A 20,088-nucleotide genomic window follows, 5' to 3' on the forward strand; every position below is an offset into this window, starting at 1 on the left:
GCCGATTCCCGACTCAGGCACCAGCACTGGTGAGCGCGGCGACCGCCCGGGTAGCGGCCGCGCGAACCCTCGGTAGCGGATCGTCTCGAAGCTCGGCCACGGCCGGAAGCAGATCACCGAGGAGGTGTCGAGCCACAACCTTCGCCGCCATCTCCCGCACCCGCCACGCCGGATCTCTCAGTGCCACGCGCACCCCGTCCAGGGCGCTGTCGTCCCACGCCCACAACAGACCCCGGACTGCCCACACCCGCAGCCAGTACCGCTGGTCGGTGGCAAGATGACCAGCAAGGAGCCGGCGTGCGTGTAGACCGCCCAATGCCACGATCAAGGCAGCATTGGTATCGGCGCCGGTGATCAACTGGACACATCCCGCTACCACCGCGTGACGTCCCCGACGAGTGCACTCTGCCTCGACGCTCTGGCGGGGAGTGAGACTCCAATGCGAGCGGACCGTCACGGCCCGATTGTCCCCCTGGCCCTCGACGGATGCGACGTCCTGTCATTGGCATGACCAACCTCATCGCGGCTATGAGAGGTCATCTGGCTGCGGCGGGATCGCGGGTACCGCCGCCACGGACGCATGACCGGGCCGTTGTGCCACACAATACCTAGCAGTACTATGCACAATACTTCTAGGGTATGGAACGGGGTGAGTTCTCGTGAAGGTCGCCAAGGATCTGGTGGCCGCCTCGGCGACACCGATGGTGCTCGGCATCCTGGCCGAGGGGGAGAGCTACGGCTACGCCATCCTCAGGCGGATCAACGAGCTGTCCGGTGGCGAGCTGGACTGGACCGAGGGGCTGCTCTACCCGTTGCTGCACCGGCTTGAGCGCCTCGGCTATTCGGAGTCGAGCTGGCAGTCGGTAGCCGGCGAGCGGCGGCGCAAGTACTACCGCATCACTGACAAGGGCCTGGCTGAGTTGGCCGAGCAACGCCGCCAGTGGGACACGGTCACCGACGCGCTCAAGGAGATCTGGCTCGGCCTCGGCGACCGCAGGCCGCTGACGGCGATCCCGCTGGGGTGCCGGGCATGACGGCGCGGGAGGGTCAGGAGGAGTTGGAGGCGCAGTTCGAGCAGTGGCGTCGCTACGTGCTCCGCCGCAGGGAACTGCAGCCGTCCGACGTCGACGAACTCGAAGACCATCTCCGCGGATCCGTCGACGAGCTCATAGCTGCAGGCCTGAGCCCGGACGAGGCGTTCCTCGTCGCGGTGAAGCGGATGGGCAGCCTCGACGAACTGTCGCGCGAGTTCGCCCGGGAGCATTCGGAACGATTGTGGAAGCAGTTGGTGCTGACCGGCGACCCTGACAGCCCGGCGGCGGACACGCGCTCACGGCGGGACATGTGGGCGATGGTCCTCTGCGGGGCGGGCGCGGCGGTGTCCATCAAGGTGCCGGAGCTGTTCGGGTTGAGGTTGGCGGACGACGGCGCGTTCTACGCGCGGAACTTCACCCTGTTCGCTCTGCCCTGGCTGGCGGTCTTCCTGGCCTGGCGCCGACAGGCCCGACGCCCGCTGATCGGGACACTGGTGGCGCTGTTCGGGCTCGGTGCGGTGGCGGCCAACGCCTACCCCCTGGCCGAGGAGTCAAAGTCGCTGGTCCTCACCAGCATCCACCTCCCCATCGCCCTGTGGCTTGTGGTGGGTCTGGCCTACGTTGCCGACGACTGGCGCTCCTCGCGCCGACGCATGGACTTCATCCGCTTCACCGGCGAGTGGTTCATCTACTTCATCCTCATCGCCCTCGGCGGCGGTGTGCTCAGCTTGTTCCTGTTCCACACCTTCAATGCCATCGGGATCATCCCGCAGGAGTTCATCTCGCAGTGGCTCCTTCCCTGCGGCGCCGTGGCCGGGGCTGTCGTGGCCGGGTGGCTGGTCGAGGCCAAGCAGAGCGTGGTCGAAAATATCGCCCCGGTGCTCACGCGGCTATTCACTCCGCTGTTCACGGCAGCACTGCTGGCCTTCCTCGTCGCCGTCGTCTGGACCAGCCATGGCATCAACGTGGAGCGCGAAGCGCTGATCCTGTTCGACCTCCTGCTGGTCGTGGTGCTGGGGCTACTGCTCTACTCGATCTCAGCCCGCGATCCGCTGGCCCCGACCGGCCTGTTCGACAAACTTCAGCTCGCTCTCGTGGTCAGCGCGTTGGCCATCGACGTACTGGTACTGCTTGCGATCACCGGACGCATCACCGACGAGTACGGCACCACACCCAACAGGGCTGCCGCGCTCGGCGAGAACGTCATCCTGCTGGCCAACCTCGCCTACTCGGCGTGGCTGTTGCTGAGGTTCATCCGGCGGCGCACACCGTTCGCGGCGCTCGAGCGCTGGCAGACCGCCTACCTACCCGTGTACGCCGTGTGGGCCTGGATCGTGGTCCTCCTCTTCCCTCCGTTGTTCAGCTATGTCTGACCGAGAAGGTCCACCCCATGACGGCGACGTCGACGACCCGCCCATCGGTGTGACAGGCCTGCCGCATCGCTTGGGTGCCAAACACGCGCGTCCGGCCCAATCGTGCGCAGGAAACACGGCTGGTCCTCCGCAGGTGCCCTCATCGGCAGAGCCGTGTGCGCTATCAGCGGCTTGAGATGCCTCTGACCCGTGGCGAAAGCTCTAGCGAAGGGTGTGCCGTTGCCCTCTGCGAGCCAGGCTGCGGACGCCCCGGTGGGGTCCATGCCGGCGAGGAAGCAGGCTTGCCGGTGCAGCAAGACGTTCGGGTGACGCTCGTTGCCGGAACGCTCAGCAAGCACGTGAAGGGGTGCGAAGAAGGCGCGTCGCTGGTCGGCGGGCAGGAGCGGCGCGGTGGCCACCGGGCCCCGTCGCTGGTGGGGTGTGGGCAGGCTCCTGACGAAGGTGGGGGTCCGCCCGAGAACGCCCCAGAGGACCAGGTCGGTCAGGCGGTGGGTCAGCACTGACCAGCCGAGCGGCTGCTCGGCCACGTCGGTCCGTTCGATCTGCTCGTCAAGGACCGCGGTGAGAATGAAGTCCGCCTCGGCGGCGTCGTCGAGGGCGGCGAGCAGGGTTGTGTTCGCTCCGAGTCGTCCGAGTCGTCCGAGTCGCTGGCGGGTCGCGATTGTCTGGCCGAACGGTACGGCCGTGAAAGGCCGGCGTCCTGACTCCCAGCTTTGCACGGTGACGCGATCGACGCCCAGTTGAAAGGCGAGCTACTCCTGGGTGAGCGGGATGGATTCCCGAATCAGCTTCAGGAGATAACCGGTTATCTCGCCGCGCTGCGGTGCTGATCGTCCGCGACCTGTCATCCGACATCCCTACGTTGACCGGTGGTCGACGTTCCCGCCGGAGACGCCCTCTTCACGGGACCCCTGGCCTGCTCACTCGTACCGCTGGTGAGTCCAACGACCGTCGCCGTGATCGTAGCGTCGCAGTTACCGAACGTTCCAGATCCGGTCCCGTGGTTAGGGCCGGTCATGTCGTGCTGCCGACGGAGGAGTTGCGCATGCGGGAGAGGACGCCACCGTGGCGGCGAGTCTCCTACGACCAGTACCTGAGCGCCGTCGCGATAACGCTGGCGCGGCGGCACCGCCCGTCGTGGTCTTGGCGGAAGTGGAGCTGGGTCTGCCGATGTGGAGCGGATCTGCCGTGCCGCAGCCGACATCGCATCCCGATCAACCGCGGCCACTGGCCAAATCAGCAGGACCAGTGAACAACGACGACGAGCGGCGGATTCTGGCCGCGCATCTGCGAGGCCTCGACGGGGTGTGTGTCGGTTGCCGGGCGTGGTGGTCGCGGCTGACTCCGTACCCGTGCTGGCAGGTGGAGTGGGTGACCAGCCGGCAGGCCCGGGCGATCACCGCGCGCTTCCTGGGGGTTCGCGCGTGACCACCCACGGGCCGGTGCTGCCGATCTGGACCTGCGGCGGCTGCGGCGCGCCGTGGCCGTGCGCGACCCGGCGGCGGGAGCTGCGGGCGGAGTACGCGGACGCCCCCGTCTCCCTGGCGCTCTACCTGGGTGCGCAGCTCGTCCGCGCCACGGAGGATCTGACCTGGGCGCCCGCCGGCACGCTGCACCGGCGCTTCCTCGGCTGGCTGCGGTGAGCATCCTGCGACCGGGCAACGAGAAGTTCCACTACAGCGACGGCTCGCACAAGTGGATCCCGCCCGACCCGGACTACGCCCAGGCGGTCTGGGACGAGCAGGTCCGCCAGCACATGTGGGACCACCTGCGCAACGAGCGCCCGAAGGTCCGCATCCAGCGCCTGGTCTGATGCGGCTCGGCTTTGGCCGCCGGGCTCAGGTGGGCAGGACGAGCCAGGTCCGGCCGTCGATGAGTTCGCGCGTCGCGTCGAGGTGGCCGGCGTGGCAGGCGGTCTCGGTGAGCACGTGCAGGACGACCGCGTGCACGCTGCCGAGCCGCCAGTCCCCGAACTGTTCGGTGGGCCACCAGGCCGATGCGGCGTCCAGCGGGGTGGCGGCGAGGACGGCGTTCGCCCGGTCGATCTCCCGCCGGTACAGGTCGAGCACCGTCGCGGCCGGCACGTCCGGGCCGACCTGCCAGGCGTTCCCGCCCAGCCCGGCGATCGTCTCCCGGTACCCGGCGACGACGCAGTGGAACCAGAACCGCTCGACGTCCACCGCGAGGTGCCGGACCAGGCCGAGGCAGCTCCAACCCGACGGCAGGACCGGCCGCCGGAGCGCGTCGTCGTCCAGGCCGTCCAGGATGCCCAGCACGTGCTCGCGCTGGGCATCGAGCTGGGCCAGCAGAAGCCCGGTGTCCGTGTGTGGCATGTGGCGTCCTCCCGTCCGACGGTGCCGGTCAGCAGGATGACGAACAGGCGATGCGTTTCCGGACCGCTACCCGCCCGGAGGTAAGCGGCGAACGGCGCTCAGCGCTCGGCGAGCAGCTTGTCGCGGACCTCACGGCGGAGGACCTTGCCGATCTGGGAGCGGGGCAGCTCCTCCACCACCACGACCCGGCGGGGCACCTTGTAGCCGGCGAGGTGCTTCCGGCACGCGGACCGGACGCCCTCCGGGTCGGCGTCCGGGTCCAGGACCACCGCGGCGACCACCTCCTCACCGCCCTGCCCGCCCGGCATTCCGACGGCGGCGGCGTCCCGGACGCCGGGGACCCGGCGCAGCGCGTCCTCCACCTCGGACGGGTAGACGTTGAAGCCGCCGGTGATGATCAGCTCCTTGATCCGGTCCACCACGGTCACGAAGCCGTCCTGGTCCATCGTCACGATGTCGCCGGTGCGCAGCCAGCCGTCCGGCAGCAGCATCTGCCCCGTCTCCTCCGGCCGCTCCCAGTAGCCGGCGAACACCTGCGGCCCGCGGACCAGCAGCTCGCCGGCCTCACCGGGGGCGCGGTCCCGGGACGGGTCCTCCGGGTCGACGATCCGGATCCCGGTGGAGGGGAACGGCACGCCGACGGTGCCGGGGCGGCGCGCGGGGGAGACCGGGTTGCCGAGCGTGATCGGCGAGGTCTCGGTCATGCCGTACCCCTCGACCAGCAGGCCGCCGGTGACCGACTCCCACAGCTCCACCGTGGCCGGCGGCAGGGCCATCGCGCCGGAGATGGCGTACCGGACGGAGGTCAGGTCGACGCCGCGGTCGCGGGCGGCGGTGGCGAGCCGCTCGTAGATCGGCGGGACCGCGGGCAGGAAGGTCGGCGGGCGGCGGCGGACCGCGTCGAGGACCTGGTCGAGGTCGAACCGGGGGAAGAGCACCAGCGTGGCGCCGATGCTCACCGAGAAGGTCAGGCAGAGCGTCAGCCCGTACGCGTGGAAGAGCGGCAGCACGGCGTACACCGTCTCCTCGCCGTCGCGCAGGCCCGGCACCCACGCGCGGCCCTGCGCCGCGTTGGCCCGCAGGTTGCGGTGGGTGAGGATGGCGCCCTTCGGCGTGCCGGTGGTGCCGCCGGTGTACTGCAGCAGCGCGGTGTCCGCCGCGGTCGGGGCGGGGTGGTCGGCGGCCAGCGGGGTGGCGGCGGCGAGCAGCAGCGACCAGGCCAGGGTGCCGGGCGCCGGCGCGGTCATCGCGGCGCGGGCGGCGCGGGCCTTGCGCAGCGGCAGCCGCAGGGCGAGGCGCTTGAGCGGGGGCAGCGCCCGGGTCAGGTCGACCGCGACGACGGTCCGCACCGCGCCCCGCCCCCTGACCAGCGGGGCGATCTTGTCCCACACCACGGCCACCCGGGCGCCGTGGTCGGTGAGCTGGTGCTCCAGCTCCTGCGCGGTGTAGAGCGGGTTGTGCTCGACGACCACCGCGCCGAGCCGGAGCACGGCGTAGAAGGCGACCACGTGCTGCGGGCAGTTGGGCAGCACCAGGGCCACCCGGTCGCCGCGTTCCACGCCGAGCCGGCGCAGCGCCTCGGCCGCGCGGGCGACCTGGGCGTCCAGTTCGGCGTAGCTGGTGGTGGCGCCGAAGAAGTCCAGCGCCACCCGGGGGCCGAACCGGTGGGCGGCGGCGCGCAGCAGGTCGACCAGGGAGTCGGCCGGCTCGGCGATGTCCGCCGGCACGCCGGGGGCGTAGCTGCGAGTCCAGGGCCGCTCCGCGGTCGCGTCCATCGCCGGTCTCCTCGCTGGGGGTGGGGGTGCCGCCACGCCCAGCTTAACTTAACTACCCGGTAACCTACGGTCCCGTAGGTCTGTGGCCCGCCGTTCCTGGTCGGCGACGGGCCGGTCGATCCAGCGCCTGCCGGCCGCGCACGAACGCCAGGACGACCACGACGACCAGCGCGATGATGCCGATGATCACCAGCCAGCGGACCGCCTCCAGGAGCAGTCCCAGCAGGATGAGCGCGCCCGCGACGACGCCGCCGACCCAGAGCACGGTCCGCATGTCCACCTCCCGTGCCGAGATGCCGTCGCACGGCGGACGGCCGGGCCCGGCCCGGGTTCCCGTTCCGGGTCCCGACATGCCCCCGCCCGGAACGGGCCGGCCGCGGCTCAGTGCCGGGCGACGTAGACGGTGTTCGCCGACTCCCGGGCCTGCAGCGGATTGGGGAAGCGCACGACGTGCGCCACCGAGGTCGGGAAGACCTCGGTCAGCACCCGCTGGAACGCCGGGTCGGGCGGGTCGTTCGACCACAGCGCGAAGACCCCGTCGCGGTGCAGGAGCGCGGCGAGCCGGCGCAGCCCCGGCACCGTGTAGAAGTCCGCGTGGCTGGGATGCAGCACCTGGCGCGGCGAGTGGTCGACGTCGAGCAGCACGGCGTGGAACCGGCGACCCGGCGCGTCGGGGTCGAACCCGGTCCCGTCGGCGACGGCGGCGAAGAAGTCGGCCCGGACGAACCGGGTCCGCGGATCGGTGGCCAGCCCGGCGGTGAACGGCAGCAGGTCCCGACGGTGCCAGTCGATCACGTCCTCGATGGCCTCCACCACCACCAGCGAGCGCACCCGCGGGTCTTCGAGGGCGGTCCGCGCCGTGTAGCCGAGGCCGAGCCCGCCCACCACCACGTCCAGGGCCTCGCCGGCCAGCGTGGCCAGCCCGAGCCGGGCGAGCTCGATCTCCGCGACCGGAAAGAGGCTGGACATCAGGAACTCGTCGTCGAGCTTCACCTCGTACACGTCGACGTCGAGCGCCGGGTCGCGGCGCCGGCGCAGGCTGATCTCGCCGATCGGGGTCTCCCGCCAGGCCAGTTCTTCGAATCGCGCGCCCACGGGTGGTCCTCTCCGCCGGTTTCCGTCACCGGATGTTACCGGCCCGTCGGCCCGGCGCCGGACGATCCGGGCCGCGCCGGGCTTTTCCCGCCGCCGTCGGCATTCCGCGCCCCGCCCCGGGTAAGCCACCCGGTCGAAGACGTCGGCGGAAGGGGAGCATTGTGGCGGAGATGCTGGCCGGACGGTTGCACGTGGCCGGGCGGGCGTTGCGGATGGAGTCGGTGCCGGTGCCCGAGCCGGGTCGCGGGCAGGTCCGGATCAAGGTCGCCGCCGCCGGGGTGTGCCTGTCGGACGTGCACCTGATCGACGGCACGCTCACCCCGCTGTACCTGCCCGGCGACGTGGTGACCCTCGGCCACGAGGTGGCCGGGACCGTCGACGCGCTGGGCGACGGAGTCGAGTGGTGGCAGCCGGGCCAGCGGGTGCTACTGCAGGCGGGGGAGCGGGACCGGCGCGGCACCGTGCTCACCCGAGGCGTCGACTACGACGGCGGCTGGGCCGAGTATGCGCTGGCCAGGGAGGACACCCTGGTGCAGATTCCGGACGCGCTGCCGTTCGAGCAGGCCTGCATCATCCCCGACGCGGTCTCCACCCCATGGGCGGCGGTTACCGACACCGCACGGACCCGGCCGGGGGAGGCGGTCGGGGTGTGGGGCGTCGGCGGCCTCGGCGCGCACGCCGTGCAGCTGCTCCTGCTGGTGGGGGCGGCGCCGATCATCGCGGTGGACCCGCTGCCGGCGGCCCGGGACCGGGCGTTGACGCTCGGCGCCGACGTGGCCCTGGATCCGAGGGACGACGGCTTCAAGGACGCCGTGCTGGAGCTGACCGACGCCCGCGGCCTCGACGTCGCGTTCGACTTCGCCGGCGTCACCCCCGTACGCGAGCAGGCTCTGACCGTGCTCGGCCGGCGCGGCCGGCTGGTGCTCGCCGGCATCGCCAGCCAGCCGGTCACCATCGCCTCGGACAGCAGGTTCAACTACCTTCGGCAGGCCGTGCTCGGCCACTACGGCTCGGAGGCGGAGCACGTCGATCAGCTGGTGACGCTCGCCGCTCAGGGCCGGCTCGACCTGACCGCCTCGGTCAGCGACGTGCTGCCGCTGGCCGAGGCCGCCGAGGCGGTGCGCCGGGTCCACGACAAGGCGGGCAACCCGATCCGGCTCATCCTGCGTCCCTGACCGGTCGGCCGGCGGTGCCGGATCAGCCGACGGGGCGGGCCGCGACGACCACCGTGTCGAGGGCGTCCACGCTGCCGCCGTCGTCGGTGGGCACCGGCCGGCGGGCGGTCTCGGCCCGCTGGATCCGCAACCCGGCCAGCCCGTCGACGACCGCCTCGGGGGTGAGCAGGATCGCCGGATCCTGCGGGCCACCCGTCCCGCCGTCGAGGTTCGCCCGGTCGTGGCCGATGACGACGATCGTGCCGCCCGGGCGCAGCGCGCTCCGGGCGGCGGCGAGCACCCGGGCGAGCTCCGCCGCGGGCAGGTGCAGGTAGCTGATCAGGACCAGGTCGTAGCTGCCCGGCACCGGCCGGTACGCGGTCACGTCGGCGACCCGCCACTCGACCGGTACGCCCCGCGCGGCGGCCACCTCGCGGCCCCGCTCGACGGCCACCGGCGAGAAGTCCACCGCGGTGACCCGTCAACCCTGCTCGGCCAGCCAGACCGCGTTGCGTCCCTCCCCGGCGGCCAGGTCGAGCGCGCTGCCGGGGGTCAGCCCGGTGACCGACTCGACGACGAAACGGTTGGGTTCACCGCTCCACACCAGACCTGGCGTGTTGGCGTACCGGGTGTCCCAGTCGCTGCTGTCCACTGTGTCTCTCCTTCTGGCGGTGTCGCACCACCGCCACCGCGACCGTACCGGCCACCGCGAGCGCCGCCACCGCGGCCAGCCCCAGTCCCACGTCGGCGGGGAGTTGCTGGGCGAGGACGAAGACGCCCATCACCACGACGAACCAGCCGAACGCCCGGCGCAGCAGGTCGGCGGGGATCCGCCCGGCGAGCCGGCCACCGGCGAGGCTGCCGAGGGTCGCCGCGGCCGTGACGGCGGCGGCCAGGCTCCAGTCGATGGAGACGCTGGACAGGTGGCCGGTGAAGCCGGCGAGGGTCTGCATGGCGATGACCAGCAGCGAGGTGCCGACCGCGGCGGGCATGGGCAGGCCCCCGACCAGGGTCAGCGCGGGAACGACGAGGAACCCGCCGCCAGCGCCGACGAGGCCGGAGAGCAGGCCGACCGCGACCCCCGCGGCCAGCGCGCGGGCCACGGAAAGCTCCCGCGGTGTCGGCTCGTCGGCGCAGGCCCGACGACCGCGCAGCATCTTGACGGCGGTGCCGAGCATCATCACGGCGAACGCGGTGAGCAGCACCGCCGCCGGAATGAAGGTGGCGAGCCGGCCGCCGCCGTACGCGCCGGCCATGCCGGCCAGCCCGAACAGCAGGCCGGTGCGCCAGCGGACCCGGCCCGCCCGGGCGTGCGGCACGAGCGCGACGGCGCCGGTCACCCCGACGACGAGCAGCGAGGTGGCGATGGCCTCCTGGGCCGACAGTCCGGCGACGTACACCAGCAGGGGTACGGCGAGGATGGATCCGCCGCCGCCGAGCAGGCCGAGGCTCACCCCGATGAGTACGGCCAACCCGACGGTCAGCGCCAGGGCGCCGGTCATGAGCGGCTGCCCGCGGTCGGGCCCTCCCGGAGCTGGCCGACGATGGTGTCCAGGTCGCAGCTCGCGCCCCGGTTGTACGGCAGCTTGCCGAGCAGCATACCCATCGCGCAGGTGTTGGTCACCGCGGCGAAGGTGAGGCCGGCGCCGATGAACCCGGCGACCCACTTGAGGCCGGGTACGAAGATCGAGGCCAGGATGCTGACCAGGACGATCGAGCCGGCGACCAGGCGGACCTGCCGTTCCAGGTCCCAGCGGGGTGCGCCGTGCTTGACCGGCGCGTTGACGGCCTGCCAGGCCAGCATGCCGCCGTCGAGGACCTTGAGGTTCGGCAATCCGACCCCGGCGAGGGCCTGTCCGGCCTGGCTGGCGCGGGCGCCGGAGCGGCAGATCAGCACCACGTCCTCGTCCAGGTGGTGGCGCAGCTCCGCCCGGTGCTCCCGGAGCAGGTCCAGCGGGACGTTGTAGGCGCCGGGGATGTGGGACGTCTCGAACTCGGCCGGGGTGCGCACGTCGAGCAGGCGGGGCGCCCGCCCGGAGTCGATCAGCTCGCGCAGGCTCGTGGCGTCCAGGGTTGCCGTACGGTTTTCTGAAGTACTCATCTCTCCTCGTTCGGGGACGAACCGCCCCGATGGGCGGCAGGGTGGGGGCGCCGGCCGGCGCGGAGGTGCGCCGGCCGGATTCGGGTCCGGGTCAGGCGTTGCCGGCCATGGCGACGCCCGTCGTCTCGGCCCGGTCGAACTTGTCGTCGATCACGACCACCTCGCGGCCGGCGTTCGCCAGCAGCGACGCCGCGGCGGTGGCCCGGTAGCCGGATCCGCAGTGCACCCAGACGGACCCGGCGGGTACGTCGGCGAGGCGCTCGGGCAGGTCGGGAAGCGGGATGTGCACGGCGTCCGCGACGTGGCCGGCGCGCCACTCGTTGGTCATCCGCACGTCGAGGACCACGTCCGGGGCGGGCAGCCCGGCGGGGGTGTCGCCCGCGCGGGCCGCGGCCAGCGCCGAGAAGTCGGCCATCCGCAGCTCGCGCAGCTGGCCCGGCTCGGCAGCCCACTGCTCGGCCGCGCCGGTGGCCTGGGCGGCGGGCCGGTCGATGCCGATCCGGATCAGCTCACGCTGGGCGTCGGCGACCTGCTCGGGCGTCTCCGCGAGCAGGGTGATCGGCACGCCCCAGTCGATCAGCCAGCCGAGCCAGGTCGACATCGGGCCGTCCAGCCCGAGGCTGACGGTGCCGGCCAGGTGCGAGGCGGCGTACGCCTTGCGGTGCCGCAGGTCCACGACCCACTGGCCACTCGCGATCCGCTCGCGCAGCTGCGCCGCGGCCGCCCGGCTCACCGGCGTCAGGTCCACCGGGGCCGGCCCGGCGAAGTTGGCCACACCCATGTGGGCGTAGTACGCCGGGTAGGCGTCGAGCCCGGCCAGGGTCTCGGTCACGAACTGGTCCGCGGCGAGCCGCAGCACCGGGTTCGCCTGCTTCTCCCGACCGATGGTCGAGTCGGGGGCGTCGGCCTGGCCGGCCGAGCAGAAGCTGCCGAACCCGTGCGTCGGCCACACCTGGGCCCCGTCGGGGAGCAGGTCGGCCAGCCGCTTCGCCGAGGCGTGCTGCTGGTGCGCCAGCTCGTGGGCGTGTTCCTTGCCGAGCAGGTCCGTGCGTCCGGTGGTGCCGAACAGCAGCGACCCGCCGGTGAAGACGCCCGTCGGCTGCCAGCCGCCGTCGGTGGCCTCGTCGAGGACGTACGACAGGTGGTGGAAGGTGTGACCCGGGGTGGCGATCACCCGCAGGCGCAGGGAGTCCGACACGGGCACCACGTCGCCGTCGGAGACCGGCAGGCGGTCGAAGCCGACCTCGTCGGCCGCGGCCACCAGGTAGTGGGCGCCGGTCACCCGGGCCAGCTCCAGCCCGCCGGAGACGTAGTCGTTGTGGATGTGCGTCTCCACCACGTGGGTGATCCGCACCCCCTTCGCCCCGGCGAGGTACAGGACCCGGTCGATGTCGCGCTGGGGGTCGACCACGATCGCCACCTGTCCGTCGGAGGCCAGGTAGCTGCGGTCGCCCAGCGAGGACGTCGCGATGACGGACGCCTCTACTGCCATTGCCGTTCTCCCTTCCCAATCTCCATATACCCGGGGGGGTATGTAGGAGGCAGACTTCCGCACCGTACAGCAGCGGAAGATGACTACCCGCCCACGCCGCGGCTACGCGGCGCGGGCCTGGTCATCTCCCGCTCAGGCCAGAGCCAGGAAGAGCTTCTCCAGCTCCTCCTCGGTCATCTCCGGCGCCTCGCCACGGTCGCGGGCGGCATTGCAGTGCCGCATCCCCGACGCGATGATCTTGTAGCCCGCGCGGTCGATCGCCTTCGACACCGCAGCGAGCTGAGTCAGCGCCTCGCGGCAGTCCTGACCGCTCTCCATCATTTCGATGACCGCGTTGAGCTGCCCTCGCGCCCGCTTGAGCCGGGTCAGGGCGTCGCTGGTCATTTCGGGTCGAAGCTTCACCGCACTACCTCCTGCGTTCAAGATACCCCAGGGGGTACAGGTCCTCACCACTGGATACCCCCACCGGTATCCTCAACCGCGAGGGGTGCCGGCGGATTCCCGCCATCCGGAGGGTGTGCCCCCGGCGACCGCCCTTCTCACCTCCGGTACGGATGCACCGGAGGTGCATGCTCCGCGGCCTGGCCTGTCGCCGAATCACCGTCCGCCGGCCGCTCCGACCGGCATCATCTCAACCGTGGGAGAGCAGACCATGAGCTACGCGATGACAGTCCGCCTGTCCGCCGGGTTCAGCCCGACCGTCGACCGCGTCCGGGCGGTGCTGAAGGACCAGGGCTTCGGGGTGCTGACCGAGATCGACCTGCGGTCGACGCTCCGCGAGAAGCTCGGGGTCGACATGGAGGATTACGTGATCCTGGGTGCCTGCAACCCGCCCCTGGCGCACCGCGCCGTGCAGGCGGACCGAGCCATCGGCCTGCTTCTCCCGTGCAACGTCGTGGTCCGCGCCGAGGGGCCGGACAGCACCGTGGTGCAGGCCATGGACCCGCAGGTCATGGTGCAGCTCAGCGACGCACCCGACCTGCGGGCGGTCGCCGACGAGGCCGCCGGCCGGCTGCGGTCGGCGCTGGACGCTCTGACGGCCTGACGCGCGTCAAGGGTGCGGGCGGTTGCCCGCACCCCTGCGCGGCCGGGTCAGCGGCCTGCCGTGCTTCCGGCCAGCTTCGCCCGCACCTCGTCCATGTCGAGGTCGCGGACGGCCTGGATCACCTGCTCCAGCGCGGCGGCCGGCAGCGCGCCCGGCTGGGCGAAGACCGGGACGCCGTCCCAGCGCGGGGAATCTACTCCCGGTGCTCCGGTCGCGCCCATCGGCCCCGGTGGGCGGAATGCCGCCGCGCTTCCCGTGAGTTACGGTCGACGTCGATACCCACGGGGGTATATGAAGAGACCGAGGAGGAAAGATGCGAGAGGTCAACTTGGCGGACTTCGCCGCCGCGCACGCCGACGGCGCCGCGGTGGTGGACGTCCGGGAGCCGTTCGAGTACGTCGAGGGCCACGTGCCCGGCGCCCGGTCGGTGCCGCTGACCGAACTGCCCGCGGTGGTCGGGGACCTTCCCCGGAACCGCCCGCTCTACATCATCTGCGCCAGCGGCAACCGCAGCCTGACCGCCGCGCAGTTCCTGGCCCGCGCCGGCGTCGACGCACGTTCCGTGGCCGGCGGCACCCGTGCGTGGGTGCGCACCGGTCGTGCCGTCGTAACCGGGGCGGACGCCTGACCTGACCGACCCGGCGGTCGCCCGGTCCGACGGTTCCGGGACGACGGGACCTTCGGCCCGGGAACATACCCCCGGGGGTATACGCTATCGTCAGTACATCGCCGGTCATCGCTGCGAAGGAGTTCAGCACGATGTTGTTCACCCAGTACTACCTGGACTGCCTGTCCCAGGCGTCGTACCTCATCGGTGACGAGGCCACCGGGCGGGCGGTGCTCGTCGATCCGCGCCGCGACATCGACGAGTACCTGACCGACGCGCGGGCTCACGGCCTGAGGATCGAAGGGGTGATCAACACCCACTTCCACGCCGACTTCCTCGCCGGCCACCTCGAGGTGGCCGCCGCGACCGGCGCGTGGATCGGCTACGGACACCGGGCCGAGACGGAGTACCCGAGCCGCAAGCTGCACGACGGTGAGCGGATCAGCCTCGGTGACGTGACGCTGGAGATCATGGAGACCCCCGGCCACACCCCGGAGTCCATCAGCATCCTGGTCTACGAGCACGCCGACGACGCGGTGCCGTACGGGGTGATGACCGGCGACGCCCTGTTCATCGGCGACGTCGGCCGCCCCGACCTGCTCGCCTCGCTCGGCGTCACCGCCGACGACCTGGGCCGCATGCTCTACGACAGCGTGCAGCGCAAGCTCATGGGCCTGCCCGACGAGGTACGCGTCTTTCCCGCCCACGGCGCCGGTTCGGCCTGTGGCAAGAACCTCTCCACCGAGCGGCAGTCCACCATCGGTGAACAACGCCGCACCAACTACGCCTGCGCCCCGATGAGCGAGGAGCGGTTCGTCGCCCTGGTGACCGGCGGCCAGCCCACCGCACCCGGTTACTTCGCCTTCGACGCGGTGCTCAACCGCAAGGCCCGGGAGCTGTTCGACCAGAGCAGGGCGCCGCGTCCGCTCAGCGCCACCGAGTTCGCCGGGGCCCGCGCGGCGGGCGCGGTGGTGGTGGACGCCCGCGACCCGCAGGAGTTCGCCGCGGGCCACCCGCGTGGGGCGATCAACATCCCGGCCGACGGGCGGTTCGCCGAGACCGCCGGCAGCGTGGTCGCGCCGGACCGCCGGGTGCTCGTGGTGGCTCCGCAGGACCGCGAGGAGGAGCTCGTCGTACGGCTCGCCCGGATCGGCTTCGACCAGGTGGTCGGCTACCTGCGAGAGCCGGAGGCGGCCTTCCTCGAGATGGCGGCGGAGCTGACGCGGGCCAGCCGGGTCACCGCCACCGAGCTGCGCGAGGCGCTGGACCGGCCCGAGCCGCCGGTGCTTCTCGACGTCCGCAACGCCGGCGAACGGGAACAGGGCGCCATCGGCGGTTCGGTGCACATCCCGCTCGCGGAGCTGCCGCGGCGGCTCGACGAGGTGCCGGCCGACCGGCCGGTCGTGGTGCACTGCGCGGGCGGGTACCGCTCCTCGGTGGCGGCCAGCCTGCTCCGCTCCGCCGGCCGGCCGGACGTCTCCGACCTGCTCGGCGGGTACGGCGCCTGGCGGACGATGCTCGACCCCGCCGCTGCCTGAAGCTCGGCAACGGACATCGAGGTCACGGGTGACCGGGGGTGCCGACCCTCGGTCACCCGCTTACCCGGATGGCAGCGCGACGGACGGGAGACAAGGCAGTGGAGATGCGAGCGACCTCGGTCGGGCCGAGGCTGGGCCTGCGGGCGAACGCCGCCCAGTTCCTCCTTCTCGTCGCGGTCAACGCATTGGTCGGCGGGCTGCTCGGTACCGAACGCACCGTCCTGCCGCTGCTCGGCGAGCGGGAATTCCACCTGACCGCCTACACGGCCGCCCTCACCTACATCCTGGCCTTCGGCGCCACCAAGGCGGTGACCAACTTCTTCGCCGGCACCCTGTCCGACCGGTACGGGCGAAAGCCCGTGCTGGTCGCCGGCTGGCTGGTCGGGCTGCCCGTACCCCTGCTGCTGATCTGGGCGCCGAACTGGGGCTGGGTGGTCGCCGCCAACGTGCTGCTCGGCATCAACCAGGGCCTGGCCTGGTCGACCACCGTCGTCATGAAGATCGACCTGGCCGGGCCGCACCGGCGTGGGCTGGCGATGGGCCTCAACGAGGCCGCCGGCTACCTCGCCGTGGCGGCCACCGCGATGGCGACCGGCGCGCTGGCCGCGGAGTACGGACTTCGCCCGGCTCCGTTCCTGCTCGGCGCCGCGTACGCCGCCCTGGGCCTGGGCCTGTCGCTCCTGCTGGTCAAGGAGACCCACGGCCACGCCCGCCACGAGGCGGCGACCCACCGACCCGCCACCGACCGGCACCACGGCGGCCTGTCCACCCGCCGGATCTTCGGCCTGGTCAGCCTGCGGGAACCGGCGATGTCGTCGGCCAGCCAGGCCGGGCTGGTCAACAACCTCAACGACGGGCTGGCGTGGGGGCTGTTCCCACTGCTGTACCTCAGCGCCGGGCTGTCCCTGCCCCGGGTGGGTGTGCTGGCCGCCGTCTATCCCGCCGTCTGGGGGCTCGGTCAGGTGCTGACCGGGCCGCTGTCGGACCGGATCGGACGCAAGCGGCTCATCGTCGCGGGCATGCTCACCCAGGCCGCGGCGCTCGGCCTCATCGCCGCCGCCCACACGTTCGCGCTGTGGGTGGCGGCCACCGTCCTGCTGGGCGCCGGTACGGCCATGGTCTACCCCACCCTGCTCGCCACCATCGGCGACGTCGCCCACCCCCGCTGGCGGGCGCGTGCGGTGGGCGTCTACCGGCTCTGGCGGGACGGGGGCTTCGCCGTGGGCGCGCTGCTCGCCGGGATCCTGGCCGACCTCGCCGGCATCCGTGGCGCCACCTGGGTGGTGGCCGCCCTGACCGCCGCCTCCGGCCTGCTGGTCGCCGTACGGATGTACGAGACCCACCCGGTCAACGCCCGGCGGGCCGCGGACCTGCCGGCCGTCCTCGACTGACGCTCTCCCGGACCGGCCGGCCGGCGACGCAGGGTCCGCAAGGGATCGACGGAGCGTTTATCCTGTGCCCCGACCGACCCAGCGGAAGGGACCCCATGCCGTCGCGGCAGGATCAGCTCCACTCGTACCAGTTCACCGTGCAGCGGGCGGTGGCCGCGCTGGTGATGCGGGAGACCGACCCCAGCCAGTCGCCGTTCCGCCGGCTGGCCGGCGCGGGCCTGGCCAGCGTGCTGGTCGCGGTCATCGGCCTGGGCGGGTTCGCCCTCTACGGCCTGTTCGCCGGCGGCGGCACCTCCTGGCGCGACCCTGGCGCGGTGATCGTGGAGAAGGAGTCCGGTGCCCGGTTCGTCTACCGCGAGCAACGGCTGCATCCCGTGCTCAATTACGCCTCCGCCCTGCTCATCATCGGCGCCGACCGGCCCAGGACCGTGCTGGTCTCCCGGCGCTCGATCGAGGGCGTGCCGCGCGGGCTGCCGCTGGGCATCGCCGACGCGCCCGACTCGCTGCCCGCGCCGGGCCGGCTCTCCACCGCGCCGTGGACGGTCTGCTCGATCACGCCGACCGAGGCCGAGCCGGCCGAGCCGCGCTCCGCGCTGCTGATCGGCCGGGACGCCACCGGCGGCCGGCCCCTCGGCGAGCAGGGGGTGCTGCTGCGGCACCCGGACGGCAGCCTGCACCTGCTCTGGCACAATCGGCGGCACCTGCTCCGCGACACCGACCGGGTGCTGGCGGCGCTGGCCGCGACCCGGGAACGGGCCGTGCCGGTGGCGCCGGCGCTGCTCAACGCCGTCCCGGCCGGCGTCGACGTGGCCCCGCTCACGCTGCGCGGCTTCGGCGAGCGCTCCGCCCGGGTCGCCGGCGCCACGATCGGCGACGTCTACCTGGTGCGCAACTCCGGCGGCGGCCGGCAGTACGCGGTGGCCGAGCGGGACGGCCTCGCCGGCATCACCGAACTGCAGGCCGGTCTGCTGCTCGCCCGCACCGGCCAGGGCGAGCCGAAGCCGCTCACCCTGGGCCGGTTCGCCGTCCTGCCCAAGCTGCCCGACCGGGTTCCCGCCGGCCCGACCGCGCCGCCCCCCGACCCGCCCCGACTGGCGAGCGTCGACGGCGGCGCGCTCTGCGCCCGGGTCGGCGACGACACCGGCGTACGCGACGTGCGGCTGGGCGCCACCCCGCCGGACCTCGCCGCCGCGGGGACGCCGGCCGGCCGGGGCGGCGTCCGCGCCGACCAGGTGCTGGTCGAGCCCGGACGCGGCGCGGTGGTCGAGTCCGCGGCGGCGCCGGGCGCGTCCGGCGGCGCGGTGTGCGTGGTCACCGACCTGGGCCGGCGGTACGTGCTCGCCGGTGAGGTGCTCGGCATGCTCGGCTACTCCGGCGTCCGTCCGGTACGGCTGCCCGCGAGCCTGGTCAGCCTGGTCCCGGCCGGCAGCCCGCTCGACCCCGCCGCCGCCCGTGCCGTCGCCGCCCCGGCCTGACCGTGTCCCGGCTCCGGCCGGGTCGCGCGGGAGGCTGCCGGCTCAGCCGGCCGGGCGCCGCAGCACGCTGACCGCGAAGTCGGCCTCCGCCCGCCACGGCCGCAGGTCCCAGGTGGCGAAGCGGTGCTCCAGCCGCAGCCCGGCGGCGACCGCGTCGGCGTCGAAGTCGGTCAGCGGGTAGCCCCGGTCGGTGCCGAAGCCGACCACCACGAGGCCGTCCGGGCGGACGTGCGCGGCGACCCGGGTCAGCACCGCCCGTTCGGTGCCGGGTGCGACGAACGCCATCACGTTGCCGGCGATCACCGCCGCGTCGAACGGCTCCGCCTCGCCCTGGGCGGCGAGCTCCAGCGCGGCCAGGTCGCCGACCAGCCAATGGGGCCCGGGGTGGTCGGTTCGGGCAGCCTCCACCAGGGCTGGATCGGCGTCGACCCCGACCACGCGGTGGCCCCGGGCGGCCAGCGCGGAACCCACCCGTCCGGTGCCGCTGCCCGCGTCCAGGATGCGGGCGCCCGGCGGCACCATCGCGTCCAGCAGCCGCGCCTCGCCGGCCAGGTCCGCCCCCTCGGCGGCGAGGCGGCGGAACCGGTCGATGTACCACTGCGAGTGCCCGGGCTTCGTCTCCGTCACCCAACGGGTCGGCTTGCTCATGGGGCCACCGTAACCGGATCTTCGCCGCCGGGAGCCGGCTGGGGTGGCCGGGCGCCGCTGCCTGGGCCCGGTCTCGGTCACCCTGCGGGTGGGCGCGCGCACCCATCCCGCCACCGGATCTTCGGTCGCCCCGGGTACTCAGGGCGCCCCTGGTCAGGCGGCGGAGAGGACGAGCTCCGCGGTCCGCTCCGGTTGGTCGATCTGCACGAAGTGGCTCGCATTCCGCAGGAGGTGCAGTTCGGCGCGCGGAAAGAGGTCGGCGAAACGGCGGGCGACCCGCGGGTTGAGGGAGCGGTCGTCCACGCCGAAGATCACTCGCACCGGCCGATCGAATCGGCGCAGGTCGGGCAGCCGGCGTCGGCGCGTCAGGACGGTGCCGAGCAGGTCGTCGTTGAGCCGCCAGAAGGCCGGCTGGGCCGCGGTGAAGTAGTCGTACAGGCGGTTCACCATTGGGTCCCGGCGTTGGTCGTCCGAGATGAACCTGCCCACCTGCCAGAAGTAGAGGCGCCGAGCGAGGTCCGACCCCCGGCCGGCCACCTTCCGGGCTACGTTGCGCAGCAGCGGAGTCGAGTACAGCGCGATGACGGGTGGTCGGCGCAGACTCAGCGTCTGGTGGTAGTAGGTGTTGAGGAGCACCAGCGCGGCGACCCGGTGCGGGTACAGCAGCGCCCAGTCGATCGCCGGCGGCCCGGACGCGTCATGCGCCACGAGGACGACCCGTTCCAGTCCGAGGCGGTCGATGACCGCCGCGAGGTCGCCGGTCATGTTGTCCGCGGTGTACGGGTAGCCGGCGGGCTTGTCGGAGCGGCCCCAGCCCAGGAAGTCGAACCGGACCACCCGCCGATGGCCGAGGTGCGGCATGAGTTCGTCGTAGAGGTGCAGGTTGTCGGGGAAGCCGTGCAGCAGCACCAGCGGCACGCCCTCGCCGCCGGTGACCTCGACGTGCAGCAGGTGCCCGGCCCGGGGGACCTTGAGTGTCTCGCCTACCGCCGTCATCCGATCCCTATCGCCGTGGACTACTCCGAAA

The 20,088-nt window shown here is 72.7% G+C and carries 24 protein-coding genes and 2 pseudogenes; 11 read left to right on the top strand and 15 right to left on the bottom strand.

Annotated elements, in window-relative coordinates; translation table 11 throughout:
- Positions 1 to 13: 13 nt before the first annotated feature.
- Entirely contained in the window at positions 14 to 358 is a 345-nt protein-coding gene (locus OG799_RS06955) for a HEAT repeat domain-containing protein (protein ID WP_406044205.1), read from the bottom strand.
- 301 nt (positions 359 to 659) lie between these two features.
- Here OG799_RS06955 and OG799_RS06960 point away from each other — a divergent pair, with 301 nt between their 5' ends.
- Together OG799_RS06960 and OG799_RS06965 are read left to right on the top strand one after the other, a co-directional pair.
- Complete coding sequence (locus tag OG799_RS06960; protein ID WP_109801855.1) at positions 660 to 1,034, top strand: PadR family transcriptional regulator; 375 nt, start codon at positions 660 to 662, stop codon at positions 1,032 to 1,034.
- The gene (locus tag OG799_RS06965; RefSeq protein WP_406044208.1) at positions 1,031 to 2,407 is read left to right on the top strand and encodes a permease prefix domain 1-containing protein; all 1,377 of its coding nucleotides are present in this window, start codon (positions 1,031 to 1,033) and stop codon (positions 2,405 to 2,407) included. Before OG799_RS06960 ends, OG799_RS06965 begins: the two co-directional genes overlap by 4 nt.
- Positions 2,408 to 2,595: 188 nt before the next feature.
- Here OG799_RS06965 and OG799_RS06970 read toward each other — a convergent pair.
- Positions 2,596 to 3,147 (bottom strand): annotated as a pseudogene (locus OG799_RS06970) (transcriptional regulator); the annotation flags it as partial.
- 508 nt (positions 3,148 to 3,655) lie between these two features.
- On the opposite strand from OG799_RS06970, the gene OG799_RS06975 reads away from it, so the two are divergent.
- The 3 genes from OG799_RS06975 to OG799_RS06985 are packed head-to-tail and all read left to right on the top strand — an operon-like array spanning position 3,656 to position 4,220.
- A complete protein-coding gene (locus OG799_RS06975; RefSeq protein WP_406044210.1) occupies positions 3,656 to 3,835 on the top strand; it encodes a hypothetical protein in 180 nt (59 codons plus the stop codon).
- Positions 3,832 to 4,050 (top strand): hypothetical protein, encoded by a 219-nt coding sequence (locus tag OG799_RS06980; RefSeq protein ID WP_406044212.1) that lies wholly within the window; start codon positions 3,832 to 3,834, stop codon positions 4,048 to 4,050. Before OG799_RS06975 ends, OG799_RS06980 begins: the two co-directional genes overlap by 4 nt.
- The gene (locus OG799_RS06985; RefSeq protein ID WP_406044214.1) at positions 4,047 to 4,220 is read left to right on the top strand and encodes a hypothetical protein; all 174 of its coding nucleotides are present in this window, start codon (positions 4,047 to 4,049) and stop codon (positions 4,218 to 4,220) included. The genes OG799_RS06980 and OG799_RS06985 overlap by 4 nt, the downstream gene beginning before the upstream one ends.
- A 25-nt stretch (positions 4,221 to 4,245) precedes the next feature.
- On the opposite strand, the gene OG799_RS06990 is transcribed toward OG799_RS06985, so the two are convergent.
- The 4 genes from OG799_RS06990 to OG799_RS07005 all read right to left on the bottom strand — a co-directional run bounded on the left by OG799_RS06990 (position 4,246) and on the right by OG799_RS07005 (position 7,610).
- Positions 4,246 to 4,740: a DinB family protein gene (locus OG799_RS06990; protein ID WP_406044216.1), complete on the bottom strand. Its 495-nt coding sequence runs from the start codon at positions 4,738 to 4,740 to the stop codon at positions 4,246 to 4,248.
- Between the two features lie 98 nt (positions 4,741 to 4,838).
- Positions 4,839 to 6,515 (bottom strand): long-chain-fatty-acid--CoA ligase, encoded by a 1,677-nt coding sequence (locus OG799_RS06995; RefSeq protein WP_406044218.1) that lies wholly within the window; start codon positions 6,513 to 6,515, stop codon positions 4,839 to 4,841.
- A gap of 64 nt (positions 6,516 to 6,579) precedes the next feature.
- A complete protein-coding gene (locus OG799_RS07000) occupies positions 6,580 to 6,789 on the bottom strand; it encodes a hypothetical protein (RefSeq protein WP_406044220.1) in 210 nt (69 codons plus the stop codon).
- Between the two features lie 107 nt (positions 6,790 to 6,896).
- Positions 6,897 to 7,610 carry a spermidine synthase gene (locus tag OG799_RS07005; protein WP_406044222.1) on the bottom strand — a complete coding sequence of 238 codons (714 nt, stop codon included), beginning with the start codon at positions 7,608 to 7,610 and terminating at the stop codon, positions 6,897 to 6,899.
- 170 nt (positions 7,611 to 7,780) lie between these two features.
- On the opposite strand from OG799_RS07005, the gene OG799_RS07010 reads away from it, so the two are divergent.
- Positions 7,781 to 8,785 carry a zinc-binding dehydrogenase gene (locus tag OG799_RS07010; RefSeq protein WP_406046226.1) on the top strand — a complete coding sequence of 335 codons (1,005 nt, stop codon included), beginning with the start codon at positions 7,781 to 7,783 and terminating at the stop codon, positions 8,783 to 8,785.
- Between the two features lie 22 nt (positions 8,786 to 8,807).
- Here OG799_RS07010 and OG799_RS07015 read toward each other — a convergent pair whose 3' ends face one another.
- The 6 genes from OG799_RS07015 to OG799_RS07040 form a co-directional block, all read right to left on the bottom strand.
- On the bottom strand, positions 8,808 to 9,233 hold the full coding sequence (locus tag OG799_RS07015) for a class I SAM-dependent methyltransferase (protein ID WP_406044224.1): 426 nt from the start codon (positions 9,231 to 9,233) through the stop codon (positions 8,808 to 8,810).
- A gap of 12 nt (positions 9,234 to 9,245) precedes the next feature.
- Complete coding sequence (locus OG799_RS07020) at positions 9,246 to 9,368, bottom strand: hypothetical protein (RefSeq protein WP_406044226.1); 123 nt, start codon at positions 9,366 to 9,368, stop codon at positions 9,246 to 9,248.
- On the bottom strand, positions 9,355 to 10,266 hold the full coding sequence (locus OG799_RS07025; RefSeq protein WP_406044228.1) for a sulfite exporter TauE/SafE family protein: 912 nt from the start codon (positions 10,264 to 10,266) through the stop codon (positions 9,355 to 9,357). The genes OG799_RS07020 and OG799_RS07025 overlap by 14 nt, the downstream gene beginning before the upstream one ends.
- Positions 10,263 to 10,865 (bottom strand): rhodanese-like domain-containing protein, encoded by a 603-nt coding sequence (locus tag OG799_RS07030; RefSeq protein WP_406044230.1) that lies wholly within the window; start codon positions 10,863 to 10,865, stop codon positions 10,263 to 10,265. The genes OG799_RS07025 and OG799_RS07030 overlap by 4 nt, the downstream gene beginning before the upstream one ends.
- 91 nt (positions 10,866 to 10,956) lie before the next feature.
- Positions 10,957 to 12,357: a rhodanese-like domain-containing protein gene (locus OG799_RS07035; RefSeq protein WP_406044232.1), complete on the bottom strand. Its 1,401-nt coding sequence runs from the start codon at positions 12,355 to 12,357 to the stop codon at positions 10,957 to 10,959.
- 132 nt (positions 12,358 to 12,489) lie between these two features.
- Positions 12,490 to 12,759 carry a metal-sensitive transcriptional regulator gene (locus tag OG799_RS07040; RefSeq protein WP_406044234.1) on the bottom strand — a complete coding sequence of 90 codons (270 nt, stop codon included), beginning with the start codon at positions 12,757 to 12,759 and terminating at the stop codon, positions 12,490 to 12,492.
- Between the two features lie 235 nt (positions 12,760 to 12,994).
- Here OG799_RS07040 and OG799_RS07045 point away from each other — a divergent pair, with 235 nt between their 5' ends.
- Positions 12,995 to 13,402 carry a DUF302 domain-containing protein gene (locus OG799_RS07045; RefSeq protein WP_406044236.1) on the top strand — a complete coding sequence of 136 codons (408 nt, stop codon included), beginning with the start codon at positions 12,995 to 12,997 and terminating at the stop codon, positions 13,400 to 13,402.
- Positions 13,403 to 13,449: 47 nt separating this feature from the next.
- Here OG799_RS07045 and OG799_RS07050 read toward each other — a convergent pair.
- A pseudogene (locus OG799_RS07050) lies at positions 13,450 to 13,581 on the bottom strand (thiol reductase thioredoxin); the annotation flags it as partial.
- Positions 13,582 to 13,715: 134 nt separating this feature from the next.
- Here OG799_RS07050 and OG799_RS07055 point away from each other — a divergent pair.
- The 4 genes from OG799_RS07055 to eccB all read left to right on the top strand — a co-directional run bounded on the left by OG799_RS07055 (position 13,716) and on the right by eccB (position 18,413).
- The gene (locus tag OG799_RS07055; protein WP_406044238.1) at positions 13,716 to 14,030 is read left to right on the top strand and encodes a rhodanese-like domain-containing protein; all 315 of its coding nucleotides are present in this window, start codon (positions 13,716 to 13,718) and stop codon (positions 14,028 to 14,030) included.
- Positions 14,031 to 14,161: 131 nt separating this feature from the next.
- A complete protein-coding gene (locus tag OG799_RS07060) occupies positions 14,162 to 15,547 on the top strand; it encodes a rhodanese-like domain-containing protein (protein WP_406044240.1) in 1,386 nt (461 codons plus the stop codon).
- A gap of 104 nt (positions 15,548 to 15,651) precedes the next feature.
- On the top strand, positions 15,652 to 16,938 hold the full coding sequence (locus OG799_RS07065) for an MFS transporter (protein WP_406044242.1): 1,287 nt from the start codon (positions 15,652 to 15,654) through the stop codon (positions 16,936 to 16,938).
- A gap of 95 nt (positions 16,939 to 17,033) precedes the next feature.
- Positions 17,034 to 18,413, top strand: coding sequence for a type VII secretion protein EccB (gene eccB / locus OG799_RS07070; RefSeq protein WP_406044244.1), 1,380 nt, complete (start codon positions 17,034 to 17,036; stop codon positions 18,411 to 18,413).
- A 42-nt stretch (positions 18,414 to 18,455) separates the two neighbouring features.
- Here the strand turns inward: eccB and OG799_RS07075 are convergent, their stop codons facing one another.
- Both OG799_RS07075 and OG799_RS07080 read right to left on the bottom strand, forming a co-directional pair.
- Positions 18,456 to 19,061, bottom strand: coding sequence for a class I SAM-dependent methyltransferase (locus OG799_RS07075; RefSeq protein ID WP_406044246.1), 606 nt, complete (start codon positions 19,059 to 19,061; stop codon positions 18,456 to 18,458).
- A gap of 153 nt (positions 19,062 to 19,214) precedes the next feature.
- A complete protein-coding gene (locus OG799_RS07080) occupies positions 19,215 to 20,057 on the bottom strand; it encodes an alpha/beta fold hydrolase (protein ID WP_406044248.1) in 843 nt (280 codons plus the stop codon).
- Positions 20,058 to 20,088 lie beyond the last annotated feature (31 nt).

It is taken from the genome of Micromonospora sp. NBC_00898, assembly GCF_045207895.1.
Classification (GTDB): Bacteria; Actinomycetota; Actinomycetes; order Mycobacteriales; family Micromonosporaceae; genus Micromonospora.